The sequence below is a fragment of the Xanthomonas citri pv. mangiferaeindicae genome (assembly GCA_002240395.1).
GTDB classification, from domain to species: Bacteria; Pseudomonadota; Gammaproteobacteria; order Xanthomonadales; family Xanthomonadaceae; genus Luteimonas; species Luteimonas citri_A.
In genome coordinates, this window is record CP016836.1 from 2,868,488 (window position 1) to 2,881,500 (window position 13,013).

At 70.1% G+C, this 13,013-nt stretch carries 15 protein-coding genes; 13 read left to right on the plus strand and 2 right to left on the minus strand.

Annotated features, from left to right (window positions below):
- Positions 1 to 60 precede the first annotated feature (60 nt).
- The 7 genes from BEN78_12460 to BEN78_12490 all read left to right on the plus strand — a co-directional run bounded on the left by BEN78_12460 (position 61) and on the right by BEN78_12490 (position 5,748).
- On the plus strand, positions 61 to 1,431 hold the full coding sequence (locus BEN78_12460; GenBank protein ID ASR44061.1) for a signal recognition particle protein: 1,371 nt from the start codon (positions 61 to 63) through the stop codon (positions 1,429 to 1,431).
- On the plus strand, positions 1,428 to 2,507 hold the full coding sequence (locus BEN78_12465) for a 2-nitropropane dioxygenase (protein ID ASR44062.1): 1,080 nt from the start codon (positions 1,428 to 1,430) through the stop codon (positions 2,505 to 2,507). Before BEN78_12460 ends, BEN78_12465 begins: the two co-directional genes overlap by 4 nt.
- Positions 2,504 to 3,328: a hypothetical protein gene (locus tag BEN78_12470; protein ASR44063.1), complete on the plus strand. Its 825-nt coding sequence runs from the start codon at positions 2,504 to 2,506 to the stop codon at positions 3,326 to 3,328. Before BEN78_12465 ends, BEN78_12470 begins: the two co-directional genes overlap by 4 nt.
- 89 nt (positions 3,329 to 3,417) lie before the next feature.
- Entirely contained in the window at positions 3,418 to 3,678 is a 261-nt protein-coding gene (locus BEN78_12475; protein ID ASR44064.1) for a 30S ribosomal protein S16, read from the plus strand.
- 36 nt (positions 3,679 to 3,714) lie between these two features.
- Positions 3,715 to 4,242 carry a 16S rRNA processing protein RimM gene (locus BEN78_12480; protein ID ASR44065.1) on the plus strand — a complete coding sequence of 176 codons (528 nt, stop codon included), beginning with the start codon at positions 3,715 to 3,717 and terminating at the stop codon, positions 4,240 to 4,242.
- Positions 4,243 to 4,411: 169 nt separating this feature from the next.
- Positions 4,412 to 5,167 carry a tRNA (guanosine(37)-N1)-methyltransferase TrmD gene (locus tag BEN78_12485; GenBank protein ASR45118.1) on the plus strand — a complete coding sequence of 252 codons (756 nt, stop codon included), beginning with the start codon at positions 4,412 to 4,414 and terminating at the stop codon, positions 5,165 to 5,167.
- Positions 5,168 to 5,310: 143 nt separating this feature from the next.
- The gene (locus BEN78_12490; protein ID ASR44066.1) at positions 5,311 to 5,748 is read left to right on the plus strand and encodes a 50S ribosomal protein L19; all 438 of its coding nucleotides are present in this window, start codon (positions 5,311 to 5,313) and stop codon (positions 5,746 to 5,748) included.
- A gap of 329 nt (positions 5,749 to 6,077) precedes the next feature.
- On the opposite strand, the gene BEN78_12495 is transcribed toward BEN78_12490, so the two are convergent.
- Entirely contained in the window at positions 6,078 to 6,404 is a 327-nt protein-coding gene (locus tag BEN78_12495) for a hypothetical protein (GenBank protein ID ASR44067.1), read from the minus strand.
- Between the two features lie 126 nt (positions 6,405 to 6,530).
- Between BEN78_12495 and BEN78_12500 the strand changes: the two genes are divergently transcribed.
- Genes BEN78_12500 through BEN78_12525 form a run of 6 tightly spaced genes read left to right on the plus strand, consistent with a single transcriptional unit; the run spans position 6,531 to position 10,678 of the window.
- Positions 6,531 to 6,842, plus strand: a complete 312-nt coding sequence (locus BEN78_12500; protein ASR44068.1) for a hypothetical protein — start codon at positions 6,531 to 6,533, stop codon at positions 6,840 to 6,842.
- A complete protein-coding gene (locus tag BEN78_12505) occupies positions 6,842 to 7,504 on the plus strand; it encodes a DNA-binding response regulator (GenBank protein ID ASR44069.1) in 663 nt (220 codons plus the stop codon). The genes BEN78_12500 and BEN78_12505 overlap by 1 nt, the downstream gene beginning before the upstream one ends.
- Complete coding sequence (locus BEN78_12510; protein ASR44070.1) at positions 7,501 to 8,841, plus strand: hypothetical protein; 1,341 nt, start codon at positions 7,501 to 7,503, stop codon at positions 8,839 to 8,841. Before BEN78_12505 ends, BEN78_12510 begins: the two co-directional genes overlap by 4 nt.
- Positions 8,838 to 9,251, plus strand: coding sequence for an RNA-binding protein (locus BEN78_12515; protein ID ASR44071.1), 414 nt, complete (start codon positions 8,838 to 8,840; stop codon positions 9,249 to 9,251). Before BEN78_12510 ends, BEN78_12515 begins: the two co-directional genes overlap by 4 nt.
- 26 nt (positions 9,252 to 9,277) lie before the next feature.
- Positions 9,278 to 10,003 (plus strand): DNA-binding protein, encoded by a 726-nt coding sequence (locus BEN78_12520; protein ID ASR44072.1) that lies wholly within the window; start codon positions 9,278 to 9,280, stop codon positions 10,001 to 10,003.
- A 48-nt stretch (positions 10,004 to 10,051) separates the two neighbouring features.
- Positions 10,052 to 10,678 (plus strand): glutathione S-transferase, encoded by a 627-nt coding sequence (locus BEN78_12525; protein ASR44073.1) that lies wholly within the window; start codon positions 10,052 to 10,054, stop codon positions 10,676 to 10,678.
- 60 nt (positions 10,679 to 10,738) lie between these two features.
- On the opposite strand, the gene BEN78_12530 is transcribed toward BEN78_12525, so the two are convergent.
- Positions 10,739 to 12,994 carry a catalase/peroxidase HPI gene (locus tag BEN78_12530; protein ID ASR44074.1) on the minus strand — a complete coding sequence of 752 codons (2,256 nt, stop codon included), beginning with the start codon at positions 12,992 to 12,994 and terminating at the stop codon, positions 10,739 to 10,741.
- Between the last annotated feature and the right edge of the window lie 19 nt (positions 12,995 to 13,013).

Genomic DNA, 13,013 nt, shown 5'->3' on the forward strand with positions numbered 1-13,013 from the left:
CGGGGCGCGCGGGCGTGCGGGCTATAATCGCCGACCGTTTCGACCCAGCCCGAGTCCCGCATGTTCGAGTCCCTGACCCAGCGCCTGTCCGGCACCATCGAGCGCCTGCGCGGGCGCGGCCGCCTGACCGAGGAGAACATCCGCGAGGCGACCCGCGAGGTGCGCATCGCACTGCTCGAGGCTGATGTTGCGCTGCCGGTGGTGCAGGCGCTGATCGAGCGGATCAAGGTGCGCGCGGTCGGGCAGGAAGTGCTCAAGTCGCTGACCCCGGGCCAGGCGCTGATCAAGGTCGTGCGCGACGAGCTGACTGCGGTCATGGGCGCGCAGGCGACCGAACTCAATCTCGCCGTGCCGGCACCCGCGGTCGTGTTGATGGCCGGCCTGCAGGGCGCGGGCAAGACGACCACGGTCGGCAAGCTGGCCAAGCTGCTGAAGGAAAAGCGCAAGAAGAAGGTCATGGTCGTCAGCGCCGACGTCTATCGTCCGGCCGCGATCGAGCAGCTACGCACGCTGGCCGAACAGGTCGATGTGCGCTTCTTCCCGTCCGAGGCCTCGCAGCAGCCGGTCGACATCGTGCGCGCGGCGATCGCCGATGCGCGCAAGTCGTTCATCGACGTGCTGCTGGTCGACACCGCCGGCCGCCTGGCGATCGACGAGGCCATGATGACCGAGATCAAGGCGCTGCATGCCGCGGTCAATCCGGTCGAGACGCTGTTCGTCGTCGACTCGATGACCGGTCAGGACGCGGCCAACACCGCCAAGGCCTTCGGCGAGGCGCTGCCGTTGACCGGCGTGGTGCTGACCAAGACCGACGGCGATGCCCGCGGCGGCGCGGCGCTGTCGGTGCGCTACATCACCGGCAAGCCGATCAAGTTCGTCGGCACCGGCGAGAAGGTCGACGGGCTCGATGTCTTCCATCCCGAGCGCGTCGCCAGCCGCATTCTCGACATGGGCGACGTGCTGTCGCTGGTCGAGCAGGTCGAGCACCAGGTCGACAAGGACAAGGCGGCCAAGCTCGCGCAGAAGGTCGCCAAGGGCAAGAAGTTCGACCTCAACGACATGAAGGACCAGCTTGAGCAGATGCAGAACATGGGCGGCATCGGCAGCCTGATGGAGAAGCTGCCGGGCCTGGGCCAGGTGCCCGAGCATCTCAAGCAGCAGGTCCAGCAGAACAAGGAAGTGCCGCGGATGATCGCGATCATCGACTCGATGACCAAGAAGGAGCGGCGCAACCCGACCCTGCTCAATGGCTCGCGCCGCGCGCGCATTGCTGCCGGCTCGGGCACGACCCCGGCCGACGTCAACAAGCTGATGAAGCAGTACATGCAGATGGAAAAGATGATGGGCAAGATGGCCCGCGGCGGCATGAAGGGCATGATGCGCGGCCTGCAGGGGATGATGGGCGGCATGGGCCGCATGCCGTTCCGGTGAGCACGGGCGCGCACCCGGCGCGCCAGCGGGCCGACGCGTTCTGTGCGCGCTTCGGCCTGCGGATTCCGGTCCTGCTGGGGCCGATGGCCGGCGCCTGTCCGCCGGCGCTGGCGGCGGCGGTGGCCGACGCCGGCGGCATGGGCGCGATGGGCGCGGTGCTGTCGCAGCCGGCCGACATCGAGACGTGGATGCGCGCGTTCCGCGACCGCACCGCGGGCCCGGCGCAGGTCAATCTGTGGATTCCCGATCCGCCACCGGCGCGCGATGCGAACGCCGAGGCGGCGACCCGGGCGTTTCTCGAACGCTGGGGGCCGGTGGTGCCGGCCTCTGCCGGCGACGCCACGCCGGCCGATTTCGATGCCCAGTTCGATGCCTTGCTGGCCGCGCGACCGGCGGTCGCCTCCACCATCATGGGCGTGTTCTCCCCGGCGCAGGTCGAACGCCTGAAGGCGGCCGGGATCGCCTGGTTCGCCACCGTCACCACGCTCGATGAGGCGCGGCAGGCGCAGGCCGCCGGCGCCGATGCGGTGGTCGCACAGGGCGCCGAGGCGGGCGGACACCGCGGCGCGTTCGAGGCCGCCGAAGCCGAGCACCGCATCGTCGGGTTGTTCTCGTTGTTGCCGCGGCTGGCCGATGCCCTCGAGGTGCCGGTGATCGCCGCCGGCGGCATCGCCGATGGGCGCGGTGTCGCCGCCGCATTGTTACTCGGCGCGAGCGCGGTGCAGATCGGCACCGGCCTGTTGCGCACGCCCGAGGCGGCCATCGCGCCGGCGTGGGCGGACGCACTGGCGAGCGCCGAGCCGGAGGCCTGCTGGCCGACTCGGGCGTTCAGCGGCCGGCTCGGCCGTGCGCTGGCGACCGGCTACGTGCGCGCAGCCGCGGCCGACGGCGTACCGCCGCCGCGGCCGTACCCGGTGCAGCGCGGGCTCACCGCGCCGATGCGCGCCGCCGCGGCCCGCGATGGCCGTCTCGACGCGATGCAGGCCTGGGCGGGGCAATCGGCCTGGTTGGCGCAGGCGCGGCCCGCCGGTGAGCTCGTGCAGGGCTGGTGGCGCGACGCGCAGGCGTTGCTGTGACACGCGCCGCGCTTGCTGTCAGCCACTGGATCGACGGCCGGCCGGCGGAGACGGCGGACCTCGCCGCGGCCCTGGTCAACTACGGGCATTTCTCGACATTGCAGGTGCGCGGACGCGCGGTTCAGGGGCTGGACCTACATGTGGCGCGCCTGCAGGCCGCCAACCTCGAACTGTTCGGCAGCCCGCTGGCGTCGGACGCGCTCCTCGGCGCGATGGCCTCGGCGCTGGTGGCCGCTGGCGTCGACGATGCGACAGTGCGCATTGCGGCGTTCTCGCGCGATATGCCGGCCGTCGAGCGCGGCGAGGCGGTGCCGACGGTGCTGCTGGTCGCGTTGTCGCCGCCGCGCGCGCCGCCGGCCGCGCCGCTGCGGCTGGCCTCGCATATCCATGTCCGTACGCTGGCCCATCTCAAGCACGCCGCCACGTTGCCGCTGTTGCATGCACGCCGGCAGGCCGCGCTGGCCGGCTACGACGATGCGCTGCTGGTCGATGCCGACGGCACTATCGGCGAGGGGGCGCTGTGGAACGTCGGCTTCGTCGCCGGCGACACCGTGGTGTGGCCGATCGCGCCGGCGTTGCGGGGTACGAGCGAGCGTTTGCTGCAGCGCGCGCTCGAGACCGCGGGCATCGCGCAGCGCCACGCCCGTGTCGGCCTAGCCGATTGCGCGGGCTTCGAGGCTGCGTTCGCCTGCAACAGCGGCGGGCTGCGTGCGGTGGCGTCGATCGACGGCTGGCGCTTCGATGCCGACTCGGCGGTGCTCGGGCGTCTGCGCGCGCTGCTCGCCGCGCAGCTCTGGATGCCGCTCGGAGGCGCGCGCTGACCGGTGCTTGCGCCGGCAGCCGCCGCTTCCGCTATAATCGCCGGCTTACCTCGCCACCCTGGCGACTGGGCAACACAGGAAGCAAAGCAATGGTCAAGATCCGTCTGACGCGCGGCGGCGCCAAGAAGCGTCCGTTCTACCACATCATCGTGACCGACTCGCGCAGCGCGCGCGACGGCCGCAACATCGAGCGCGTGGGCTACTACAACCCGGTCGCGACCGGCGGTGAGCAGCGTGTCGTCCTCGACACCGAGCGCGTCGACCACTGGGTCAAGAACGGCGCCCAGATGAGCGACAAGGTCCGCGCCCTGTACAAGGAAGCGGGCAAGGCTGCGGTCGCCGCTGCCTGACCCATAGGCCGCGCCTGCGGGCGCGGCCATGCCGAGATGAACGACCCGACGCGCCAGCCTCCCCAGCGGATGATCCAGCTGGGCAAGGTCCATGGCGCGTTCGGCGTGCGCGGTGAAGTGAAGCTCGAATCGTTCACCGAGCCGCGCAGCGCAATCTTCCGCTACCAGCCCTGGGTGCTGCGCGACGGCCGCGGGGGCGAGCGCACACTGTCGGGCGCGCGCGGTCGCGAGACGCCCAAGGGCGTGGTCGCCACGCTGCCCGACATCGCCGACCGCGATGCCGCCGAGGCCGCACGCGGGCTCGAGGTCTGGGTACCGCGCGAGGCGCTGCCGCCGCCTGCACCGGGCGAGTATTACTGGGTCGACCTCGAAGGCCTGCGCGTGCGCAATGTCGACGGCGTGGACCTGGGGACGGTGTCCCATCTGTTTTCGACCGGTGCCAACGACGTGCTGGTCGCCCAGGGCGAACGCGAGCGCATGATTCCGTTCGTCGTGCCCGACTATGTCGTCTCGATCGACTTCGATGCCGGTCTGGTGACGGTCGATTGGGACGCGGACTTTTGAACGCCGCGCTGCGCGATTGGTGAGCGGACGATCCAGGTCGTGGCCTGCGAAGCCGCGCCACACCCCGGATCGGCAGTCGCAGCCGTCTCGTCGTTCGTGATCGGGAGGGAACGTCATGTCGTCCGAAGCGCAAACGCATCCCGCCTCCCGAGCCGCCGAGCACGGTGCCATCCGCATCGATGTCGTCAGCCTGTTTCCCGAGTTCATCGACCAGGCGGCCGCGGTCGGCGTGGTCGGGCGAGCGCGTGAGCGCGGGCTGGTCGCGCTGCAGGGCTGGAATCCGCGCGACTATGCGCAGGGCAACTACCGGCGGGTCGATGACCGGCCGTTCGGCGGTGGGCCGGGCATGGTGATGCTGATCGAGCCGCTGCAGGCTGCGCTCGCCGCCGCGCGTGCGGCCGATCCGGCACCGGCGCGCACGATCTACATGAGCCCCCAGGGCCGGCCGCTGACCCAGGCCAAGGTGCGCGAGTTGGCCGCGCTGCCGCGGCTGATCCTGCTGTGCGGCCGCTACGAAGGCGTCGATGAGCGGCTGCTCGAGGCCGAGGTCGACGAGGAGTTGTCGATCGGCGACTACGTGCTGTCGGGCGGGGAACTTGCCGCGGCGGTCGTCGTCGATGCGGTGGCCCGGTTGCAGGACGGCGCGTTGAACGACGCCGATTCGGCGGTGCAGGACAGTTTCGAGGGCGACGGTCTGCTCGACTGCCCGCACTACACCCGGCCGGTGAACCATGCGCTGGGCCGGGTGCCCGACGTGCTGCTGTCGGGCAACCATGCCCAGATCGCCGCCTGGCGCCGGCAGCAGTCGCTGGGGCGCACCGCCGAGCGGCGGCCCGATCTTCTCGACGAGTCCGCGCTGGGCAAGGCCGACCGGCGTCTGCTCGCAGCCTGGCGGGCCGAGCGGAACCGGGATCCGGACGCCTGAGCGCTGCGGCGACGGCAGTGGCATTCGCCGAGCGCCTGGGCTTATAATGCGCGGCTAACCGAAACAACGGGCCATCGTGCCCGCCATGCCAGAGCGTGCGTCCACGTGCACCACGCCTACAACGACTCCAACAGGCCAAGACCATGACCACCAAGCCCTCTCTTAACACCCTGCTGCAGGAATTCGAAAGCGCCCAGACCGCGCGCGAGCTTCCCGACTTCGGCCCCGGCGACACCGTCGTCGTCAACGTCAAGGTCAAGGAAGGCAACCGCGAGCGCGTGCAGGCCTACGAAGGCGTGGTCATCGGCAAGAAGAACGCCGGTCTGAACTCGGCGTTCACCGTGCGCAAGATCTCGCACGGCTACGGCGTCGAGCGCGTGTTCCAGAGCCACAGCGCGCAGATCGAGTCGGTCGAAGTCAAGCGCCGCGGCAAGGTCCGCGCCGGCAAGCTGTACTACCTGCGTGGCCTGGAAGGCAAGAAGGCCCGCATCAAGGAAGACCTGTCGGCCTCGGCGAAGGCCAAGAACGAGAAGGCACGCGCCGACAAGGCCGCGGCAGCGGCTGCTCCGGCCGCCGAGTAATCCGGCTCGCTCCGATGTCGCACGACGGCCGCCGCAAGGCGGCCGTCTGCGTTTGGGCGCTCCACGAACAGGGCCTCTCAATGCGCGCATCTGCCATTCGCCGGATCCCGGCGCAGTGTGCCGGCACGGGCCCGACGCTTTTCCGGTCTCGCCGTCGCATCCGTCCAGCGTCTGTTGGTGCCGGGCCACGATTGGGCGCGGCTCCGCACAAGTGCCCAGGCCCGGCCCACGTCGGCGCCGCGTAGGTCCGGGCGTCGATACGCGCAGAAAAAAAGGGCGCCGGATCTGCATCCAGCGCCCGCCAAGTCGTGCGCGATCGCGCGCTGCGCTCAGTCGTAATCGGTGTCGAGCAGGCGGCCGGTGCGCGCCGAATACTCGAGTTCGACGATACGGCCGTCGTTCTGGCGGATCTCGACGTCGTACGCCCCGTCGTCATAGGCCACTTCGAGGATGCGGCCCGGATGACGGCGCTGGGCGTCGGCGAGGATGCGGTCGAGCGAGGCGATGTTGCCCCGGGAACCGGGGTCGGCCTGTGCGGCGGCAGCGGCATGCAGACGGTCGTCGCGATCGTCGCGGGTCTGCGCCAGTGCGGCGGGCAGCGCGACGGCGATGCCGGCGGCGGCGATCAGGCTGGCGATGGCGATACGGTGCGTCATGGGATGTCCTCGTGTGGATGGCGGGTCCGGTCGGCGACCGGTTGCATCGCAGTCTCCCGATCGCGGCTAACCGCGTTCTGATCGGACCGTTCACCGAATCGTTAAGCGGTCTGCCCACACTGGGGCATGTGCCGTTTTCTGCTTCCGCTCCCGCTGCTGCTCGCCGGCCTGTTGGCCGTGCCCCTGCATGCCGATGTGCCCGACGCCCGCCGCAGCGCCGACTATGCCCGCGACGGCGTGCGCAGCGGCGCGTTCGTCCGCCTCGAACGGCTGCTGGCCGATGCCGAGCGTCGCTTCCCGGGGCGCGTGCTCGAGGTCGAGCTCGACGAGGACGATGACGAATACGAGATCGAGATCCTGATGGAGGACGGCCGCGTCGCCGAGCTCAAGTACGATGCGCGCACCGGGCGCCTGCTCGAGGTCGAGATCGACGACTGATGCGCATCCTGCTGGCCGAGGACGACACCGAACTCGCCGCGCGGGTGGCCGCCGCGCTCGCCACGGCCGGATTCGCCGTCGATCGCATCGACGACGGCACGCAGGCCGAGTTCCGCGGCCAGACCGAGGCCTACGATGCGGCGGTGCTCGATCTGGGATTGCCCGGTCTGGACGGCATCTCGGTGCTGCACCGCTGGCGCGAGGCCGGACTGACCCTGCCGGTACTGGTGCTGACCGCGCGCAGCCGTTGGCACGACAAGCTGGCCGGCTTCAACGCCGGCGCCGACGACTATCTGACCAAGCCGTTCCAGATCGAGGAACTGGTGCTGCGCCTGCAGGCGCTGATCCGCCGCAGCGTCGGCCATGCCTCGCCGCGACTGCGCTGCGGCGCGCTCGAGTTCGACGCGCATGCCGGTCGCTTCGCGCTCGACGGCGATCCGTTGGCGTTGACCGCGCGCGAGTACCGCATTCTCGCCTATCTGATGCATCACGTCGGGCGGGTGGTCAGCCGGGCCGAACTGGGCGAGCACGTCTACGACAACGGCTACGATCCCGATTCGAACGTGCTCGACGTGCTGGTCGGGCGCATCCGCCGCAAGCTGGGCGTCGCGCTGTTGCACACCGTTCGCGGACAGGGCTTCCGGCTGTCGGAGACACCGTGACCGCGGCGCGCGTATTGTCGCTGCGCTGGCGGCTGTGGCTGGCCGGTGCCTTGGGTGTGGCGATCTCCGCCGCGATCGCAGGCGGCCTGCTCGGCGCGATGTTCGCGCGCTCCGGCGAACGTGCGCTCGACCGTCGGCTCGATGACGACTTCGCGACCCTTGCCGGCTTGATCCAGGCGCGCCCCGATGGCGGTTGGCAACTGCGCCGCGCGCCAGCCGACGAGCGTTGGACCCGGGTGTTCTCCGGCTGGTACTGGCGGATCGGCGACGGCGGCGAGGCGATCGGTTCGCGGTCGTTGTGGGACAGCGATCTGCCGGCGATGCCGATCGCGCGCGGACCGGCCGTGCGGTTCGAGGCCGAGGGCCCGCGCGGGCAACAACTGCGCGTCCGCGCCCAGCAGCTGCGTCTGCCTGATGTCGCCGCCTCGATTCCGGTCTATGTGGCCGCCGACCGCAGTGATGTGATTGCCGAGACGCGCGAGTTCCGGCGCACGGCGATGCTCGCATTCGCCGGCGCGGCCGCCGTGCTGCTCGCGTTGCTGGCCTGGCAGGTGGAGTGGGGGCTGCGACCATTGCGCCGGATGCGCGGCATCCTGCAGCGGGTCCGTGACGGCGATGACGTGCGCTTTTCCGTCGATCGCTGGCCCGCCGAGGCGGCACCGCTGGCCGAGCAGATCGACGAACTGCTCGACGAGCACGCACGCCGGGTCGCGCGGGCGCGGCATGCGGCCGAGGATCTCGCCCATGCGCTCAAGACGCCGCTGGCGGTGCTGTCTGCCGAGGCGCAGGCGCCGGGCGACGACATCGCCGGCGTGGTCGCCGCGCAGGTGCAGCGCATGCGCGGCGAGGTCGAGCGTCGGCTGGCTGGCGGCTTCGCCTTCGACGCGCGCCAGCGTACCCTGGTGGCGCCGGTGGTCGAGGCGCTGCGCGCGCTGTTCGCACGCGGCGCGGGCAGTCCCCTGGCGCTGGTCGACGATGTCGCGCCGGACCTGGTGTTCGCGGGCGCGCGCGAGGACCTGGAGGAGATGCTGGGCAACCTGCTCGACAACGCAGTGAAATGGGCACGCACCCGGGTACACGTCCACGCATGGCGCGCGCAGGCGCGCCTGTGGATCGCCATCGACGACGATGGCCCCGGGATGCGGCCCGAGGCGATGGCACAGGCGATGCGGCGTGGTGTGCGCCTCGACAGCCGGGTGCCCGGCCATGGTCTGGGCCTGTCGATCGTCGACGGCATCGCCGCCGGTTATGACGGACGCCTGGTGCTCGACAATCGCCCGGGCGGCTTCCGCGCCGCGCTTGATTTGCCGGCCGGCGGACCGATATCGGGCGCATGAGCGAAGCCCGTGTTGCCAGTACCGCCGACAGCGTCCGCCTCGATCTCTGGCTGTGGGCGGCACGCTTCTTCAAGACCCGTGCCCTGGCCAAGCAGGCGATCGAGATTGGCAAGGTCGATGTTGGCGGCCAACGGGCCAAGCCCGCGCGTGCGGTGCGCCTCGGCGACGCGCTGCGTGTGGCGCGGGGCGAGGAAGTGTTCGAGGTCGTCGTGGCCGGGCTGTCGGACACGCGCGGACCGGCCAGCGTGGCGCAGGGCCTGTACACCGAATCCGAGGACTCGCGCGCTGCACGTCTGGCACGTGTCGCCGAGCAGCGCGCGCAACGCGCCGGTTATCGCGCGCCCGAACACAAGCCCGACAAGCGTGCACGGCGGTTGATCCGGGCCTTGGGCGATATCGACGCGCTGTAGCTCCGGCGCGCCAGGAAGGCAGGACCATGTCCGAACGTGCAACACGGCTGCTGCGTCTGCTCGATGACCTGCGACGACGGCGCCGGCCTGTTCCCGGACGCGAGCTGGCCGACCGGTTGGGCATCAGCCTGCGCACGCTGTATCGCGACATCGATGCCTTGCGCGGACAGGGCGCCGAGATTCAAGGCGATCCCGGCCTGGGCTATCTGTTGCGCCCCGGCTTCCTGCTGCCCGCGATGATGTTCTCCGATGAGGAGCTCGAAGCGTTGGTGCTGGGCGCGCGCTGGGTCGGCAGCCACGCCGATCCGGAGCTGGCGGCCGCGGCCACCCGCGCACTCGACCGCCTCGTCGGTGTCTTGCCTGCTGCATTGCGCTTGCAGGTGGAGACCAGCGGTCTGTTCGCCCCGCACTGGGCGCCATCGGAGCCCGAGCCTTGGCTGCCGATCCTGCGGCACGCGATCCGGGGCGAACGCGCGCTGCGGATGCACTACGCCGACGCCGCAGGACGCGACAGCGAGCGCACGATCTGGCCGTTCGCGATGGCCTTCCTGTCCGATACCCGCCTGCTTGCCGCCTGGTGCGAGACGCGCGGCGATTTCCGTCATTTCCGTGCCGACCGGGTGGTGTCGTTGGAGGACACCGGGGTGCGTTACACCGTGCGTCGCCACGAACTGCTGCGCAGATGGCATGCCCAGCGGCGTGCCGTGCAGCACATGGCGCCGGCCGGCGATGACGCTACTGACAGCCGCTGACAGCGGGGCCGCGGAGACTGGCGGTTCCTTCCAGACCGAGCAGGCCCGATGACCGACACACTGACCTTCTATACCCATCCGATGTCCCGCGGCCGCGTGGCCCGCTGGATGCTGGAGGAAACGGGGCTGCCCTATGAAGAGGTGCTGCTGGAGTACGACACCAGCATGAAGTCGCCGGCGTACCTGGCGATCAACCCGATGGGCAAGGTGCCGGCGATCCGCCATGGCAATACGGTCGTAACCGAAAACGCGGCGGTGTGCGCCTATCTCGCCGAACTCGTCCCCGACAGGCAACTGGCGCCACCGCCCGGTTCGCCCGAGCGGGGCAGCTACTACCGCTGGCTGTTCTTCCTCGCCGGGCCGCTCGAATCGCTGCTCACCGCGCAGGAAACCGGCGCACTGGCATCGGCGCGCGCGGCCGGCTACGGGAATCCGGACGACGTGATGCGGACCTTGGAGCAGGCGGTGACCGGCAGGACGTTTCTGGTCGGCGAGCGATTCAGTGCGGCGGATCTGTATATGACCGCGATGCTGGGCTACTACATGCAGATCGGCGCGATGCCATCGCGGCCGGCCTTCGTCGAGTTCGCGCGCGTCCACGCCGCACGTCCGGCGGCGCAGGCGGCTGCGAAGCGTGACGATGCCCTGGCTGCGCGGGTGCCGGCAGGCAGCTGACAGCAGATCCCAGGACGGCCGCATTGCGCGGCCGTCCTGGGGCACCTGCGTGGTGACCGATCAGCGTAGATCGAACCGATCGAGTGCCATCACCTTCGTCCAGGCCGCGACGAAGTCGTCGACGAACTTGCCCTGGGCGTCGTCGCTGGCATAGACCTCGGCCAGTGCGCGCAGCACGGCATTGGCGCCGAACACCAGGTCGACGCGGGTGCCGGTCCACTTCAGTGCACCGCCGCGACGGTCGCGGCCTTCGAACACGTCACGCGCTGTGGTGCGGGGCGACCAGGCGGTGTCCATGTCGAGCAGCTGGACGAAGAAGTCGTTGCTCAGCACGCCGGGCCGGTCGGTGAACACGCCGTGCCGGGTGTCGTCGACACCGATGTCGAGTACACGCAGGCCGCCGATAAGCACGGTCAGTTCGGGGGCGGTCAACGTGAGCAGTTGCGCTCGATCGATCAGCAGCGCTTCGGCGGGAATCGCTGAAGCGCCGGCCAGATAGTTGCGGAAGCCGTCAGCGTGCGGCTCGAGTACCGCGAACGACGCGACATCGGTCTGTGCCTGGCTCGCGTCGGTGCGACCGGGCGAGAACGGCACGGCGATCTCGCGGCCGGCCGCCATCGCGGCGTGCTCGACGCCGGCATTGCCCGCGAGCACGATCAGGTCGGCCAGCGACACCTGCTTGCCGCCCGGCGCGTCGAGGTTGAACGCGCGCTGGATACGCTGCAGCACTTCGAGGACGCGGGCCAGTTGATCGGGGCGGTTGACCGCCCAGTCCTTCTGCGGCGCCAGGCGGATGCGTGCGCCGTTGGCGCCGCCGCGCTTGTCGCTGCCGCGGAACGTGGACGCGGACGCCCACGCAGTGCCCACCAGTTCGGAGACCGTCAGGCCCGATGCCAGCACCTGCGCCTTGAGCGTCGCCACGTCGGCCTCATCGATCAACGGATGCTCGGCCGCAGGCACCGGGTCCTGCCAGATCAAGGCTTCCTTCGGAACCTCGGGGCCGAGGTAGCGTGCGCGCGGGCCCATGTCGCGATGGGTCAGCTTGAACCACGCGCGAGCGAAGGCGTCGGCGAAGGCCTGTGGGTTCTCGAGAAAGCGCCGCGAGATCTTGCCGTACACGGGGTCGAAGCGCAGGGCCAGGTCGGTGGTCAGCATCCGCGGTCGGTGCTTCTTGGCCGGGTCATGGGCGTCGGGCACGATGTCGCCGGCCTCGCGGGCGACCCACTGGTGCGCACCGGCGGGGGACTTCTCCAGTTCCCACTCGAAGCCGAACAGATTCTCGAAGAAGTTGTTGCTCCATAGCGCCGGTGTCGTGGTCCAGGTTACTTCCAGGCCGCTGGTGATCGTGTCGCCGGCCTTGCCCGAGCCGAAGCTGCTGCGCCAGCCCAATCCTTGTTCCTCCAGGTTGGCAGCTTCGGTTTCTGCACCGACATGCTCGGCTGGACCGGCACCGTGGGTCTTACCGAAAGTGTGGCCGCCGGCGATCAGCGCGACCGTTTCCTCGTCGTCCATCGCCATGCGGCCGAAGGTGTCGCGGATGTCGTGCGCCGCGAGCAATGGGTCGGGGTTGCCGTCGGGGCCTTCCGGGTTCACGTAGATCAGCCCCATCTGCACCGCGGCCAGCGGGCGCTCGAGCCGACGCGTGTGGACGTCGCCGTCGGCATCGTCGTCGGACACCAGCACCGCTGCGTCGCCGGGCTTCTCGACACCGTGCGAGCCGTGTGCGTAGCGCACGTCGCCGGCGAGCCAGGTCGTTTCGCGGCCCCAGTACACGTCCTGGTCGGGCTCCCAGGTGTCTTCGCGCCCGGCGGCGAAGCCGAAGGTGCGAAAGCCCATCGTCTCCAGCGCCACGTTGCCGGTGAGGATCAGCAGGTCCGCCCACGAGATCCGCCGCCCGTACTTGCGCTTGATCGGCCACAGCAGTCGCCGGGCCTTGTCGAGATTGACGTTGTCGGGCCAGCTGTTGAGCGGAGCGAAGCGCTGCTGGCCCCGACCGCCGCCGCCGCGGCCATCGCCGGCGCGGTAGGTGCCGGCCGCATGCCAGGCCATGCGGATGAACAGCGGACCGTAGTGGCCGAAGTCAGCCGGCCACCAGTCCTGGGAGTCGGTCATCAGCGCACGCAGGTCGCGCTTGAGACCGTGGTAGTCGAGCTTCTCGAACTCGGCGGCGTAATCGAAGTCCGGATCCATGGGATCGGATTTCGACGAATGCTGGCTGAGCAGATCGACACGCAACTGGTTTGGCCACCAGTCGCGGTTGCTCGTGCCCTGGACCGCGGCATCGTGATGGAAGGGGCATTTCGCGTCGGTGGACATGGGGCTACCTTGTCGGTCG

Excerpts from the sequence above, each read along its gene's own strand:
- BEN78_12460 (ASR44061.1), top strand. The coding sequence starts at position 61 with ATGTTCGAGTCCCTGACCCAGCGCCTGTCCGGCACCATCGAGCGCCTG.
- BEN78_12475 (ASR44064.1), top strand. The coding sequence starts at position 3,418 with ATGGTCAAGATCCGTCTGACGCGCGGCGGCGCCAAGAAGCGTCCGTTC.
- BEN78_12480 (ASR44065.1), top strand. The coding sequence starts at position 3,715 with ATGAACGACCCGACGCGCCAGCCTCCCCAGCGGATGATCCAGCTGGGC.
- BEN78_12490 (ASR44066.1), top strand. The coding sequence starts at position 5,311 with ATGACCACCAAGCCCTCTCTTAACACCCTGCTGCAGGAATTCGAAAGC.
- BEN78_12495 (ASR44067.1), bottom strand. The coding sequence starts at position 6,404 with ATGACGCACCGTATCGCCATCGCCAGCCTGATCGCCGCCGCCGGCATC.
- BEN78_12500 (ASR44068.1), top strand. The coding sequence starts at position 6,531 with ATGTGCCGTTTTCTGCTTCCGCTCCCGCTGCTGCTCGCCGGCCTGTTG.
- BEN78_12505 (ASR44069.1), top strand. The coding sequence starts at position 6,842 with ATGCGCATCCTGCTGGCCGAGGACGACACCGAACTCGCCGCGCGGGTG.
- BEN78_12515 (ASR44071.1), top strand. The coding sequence starts at position 8,838 with ATGAGCGAAGCCCGTGTTGCCAGTACCGCCGACAGCGTCCGCCTCGAT.
- BEN78_12520 (ASR44072.1), top strand. The coding sequence starts at position 9,278 with ATGTCCGAACGTGCAACACGGCTGCTGCGTCTGCTCGATGACCTGCGA.
- BEN78_12525 (ASR44073.1), top strand. The coding sequence starts at position 10,052 with ATGACCGACACACTGACCTTCTATACCCATCCGATGTCCCGCGGCCGC.
- BEN78_12530 (ASR44074.1), bottom strand. The coding sequence starts at position 12,994 with ATGTCCACCGACGCGAAATGCCCCTTCCATCACGATGCCGCGGTCCAG.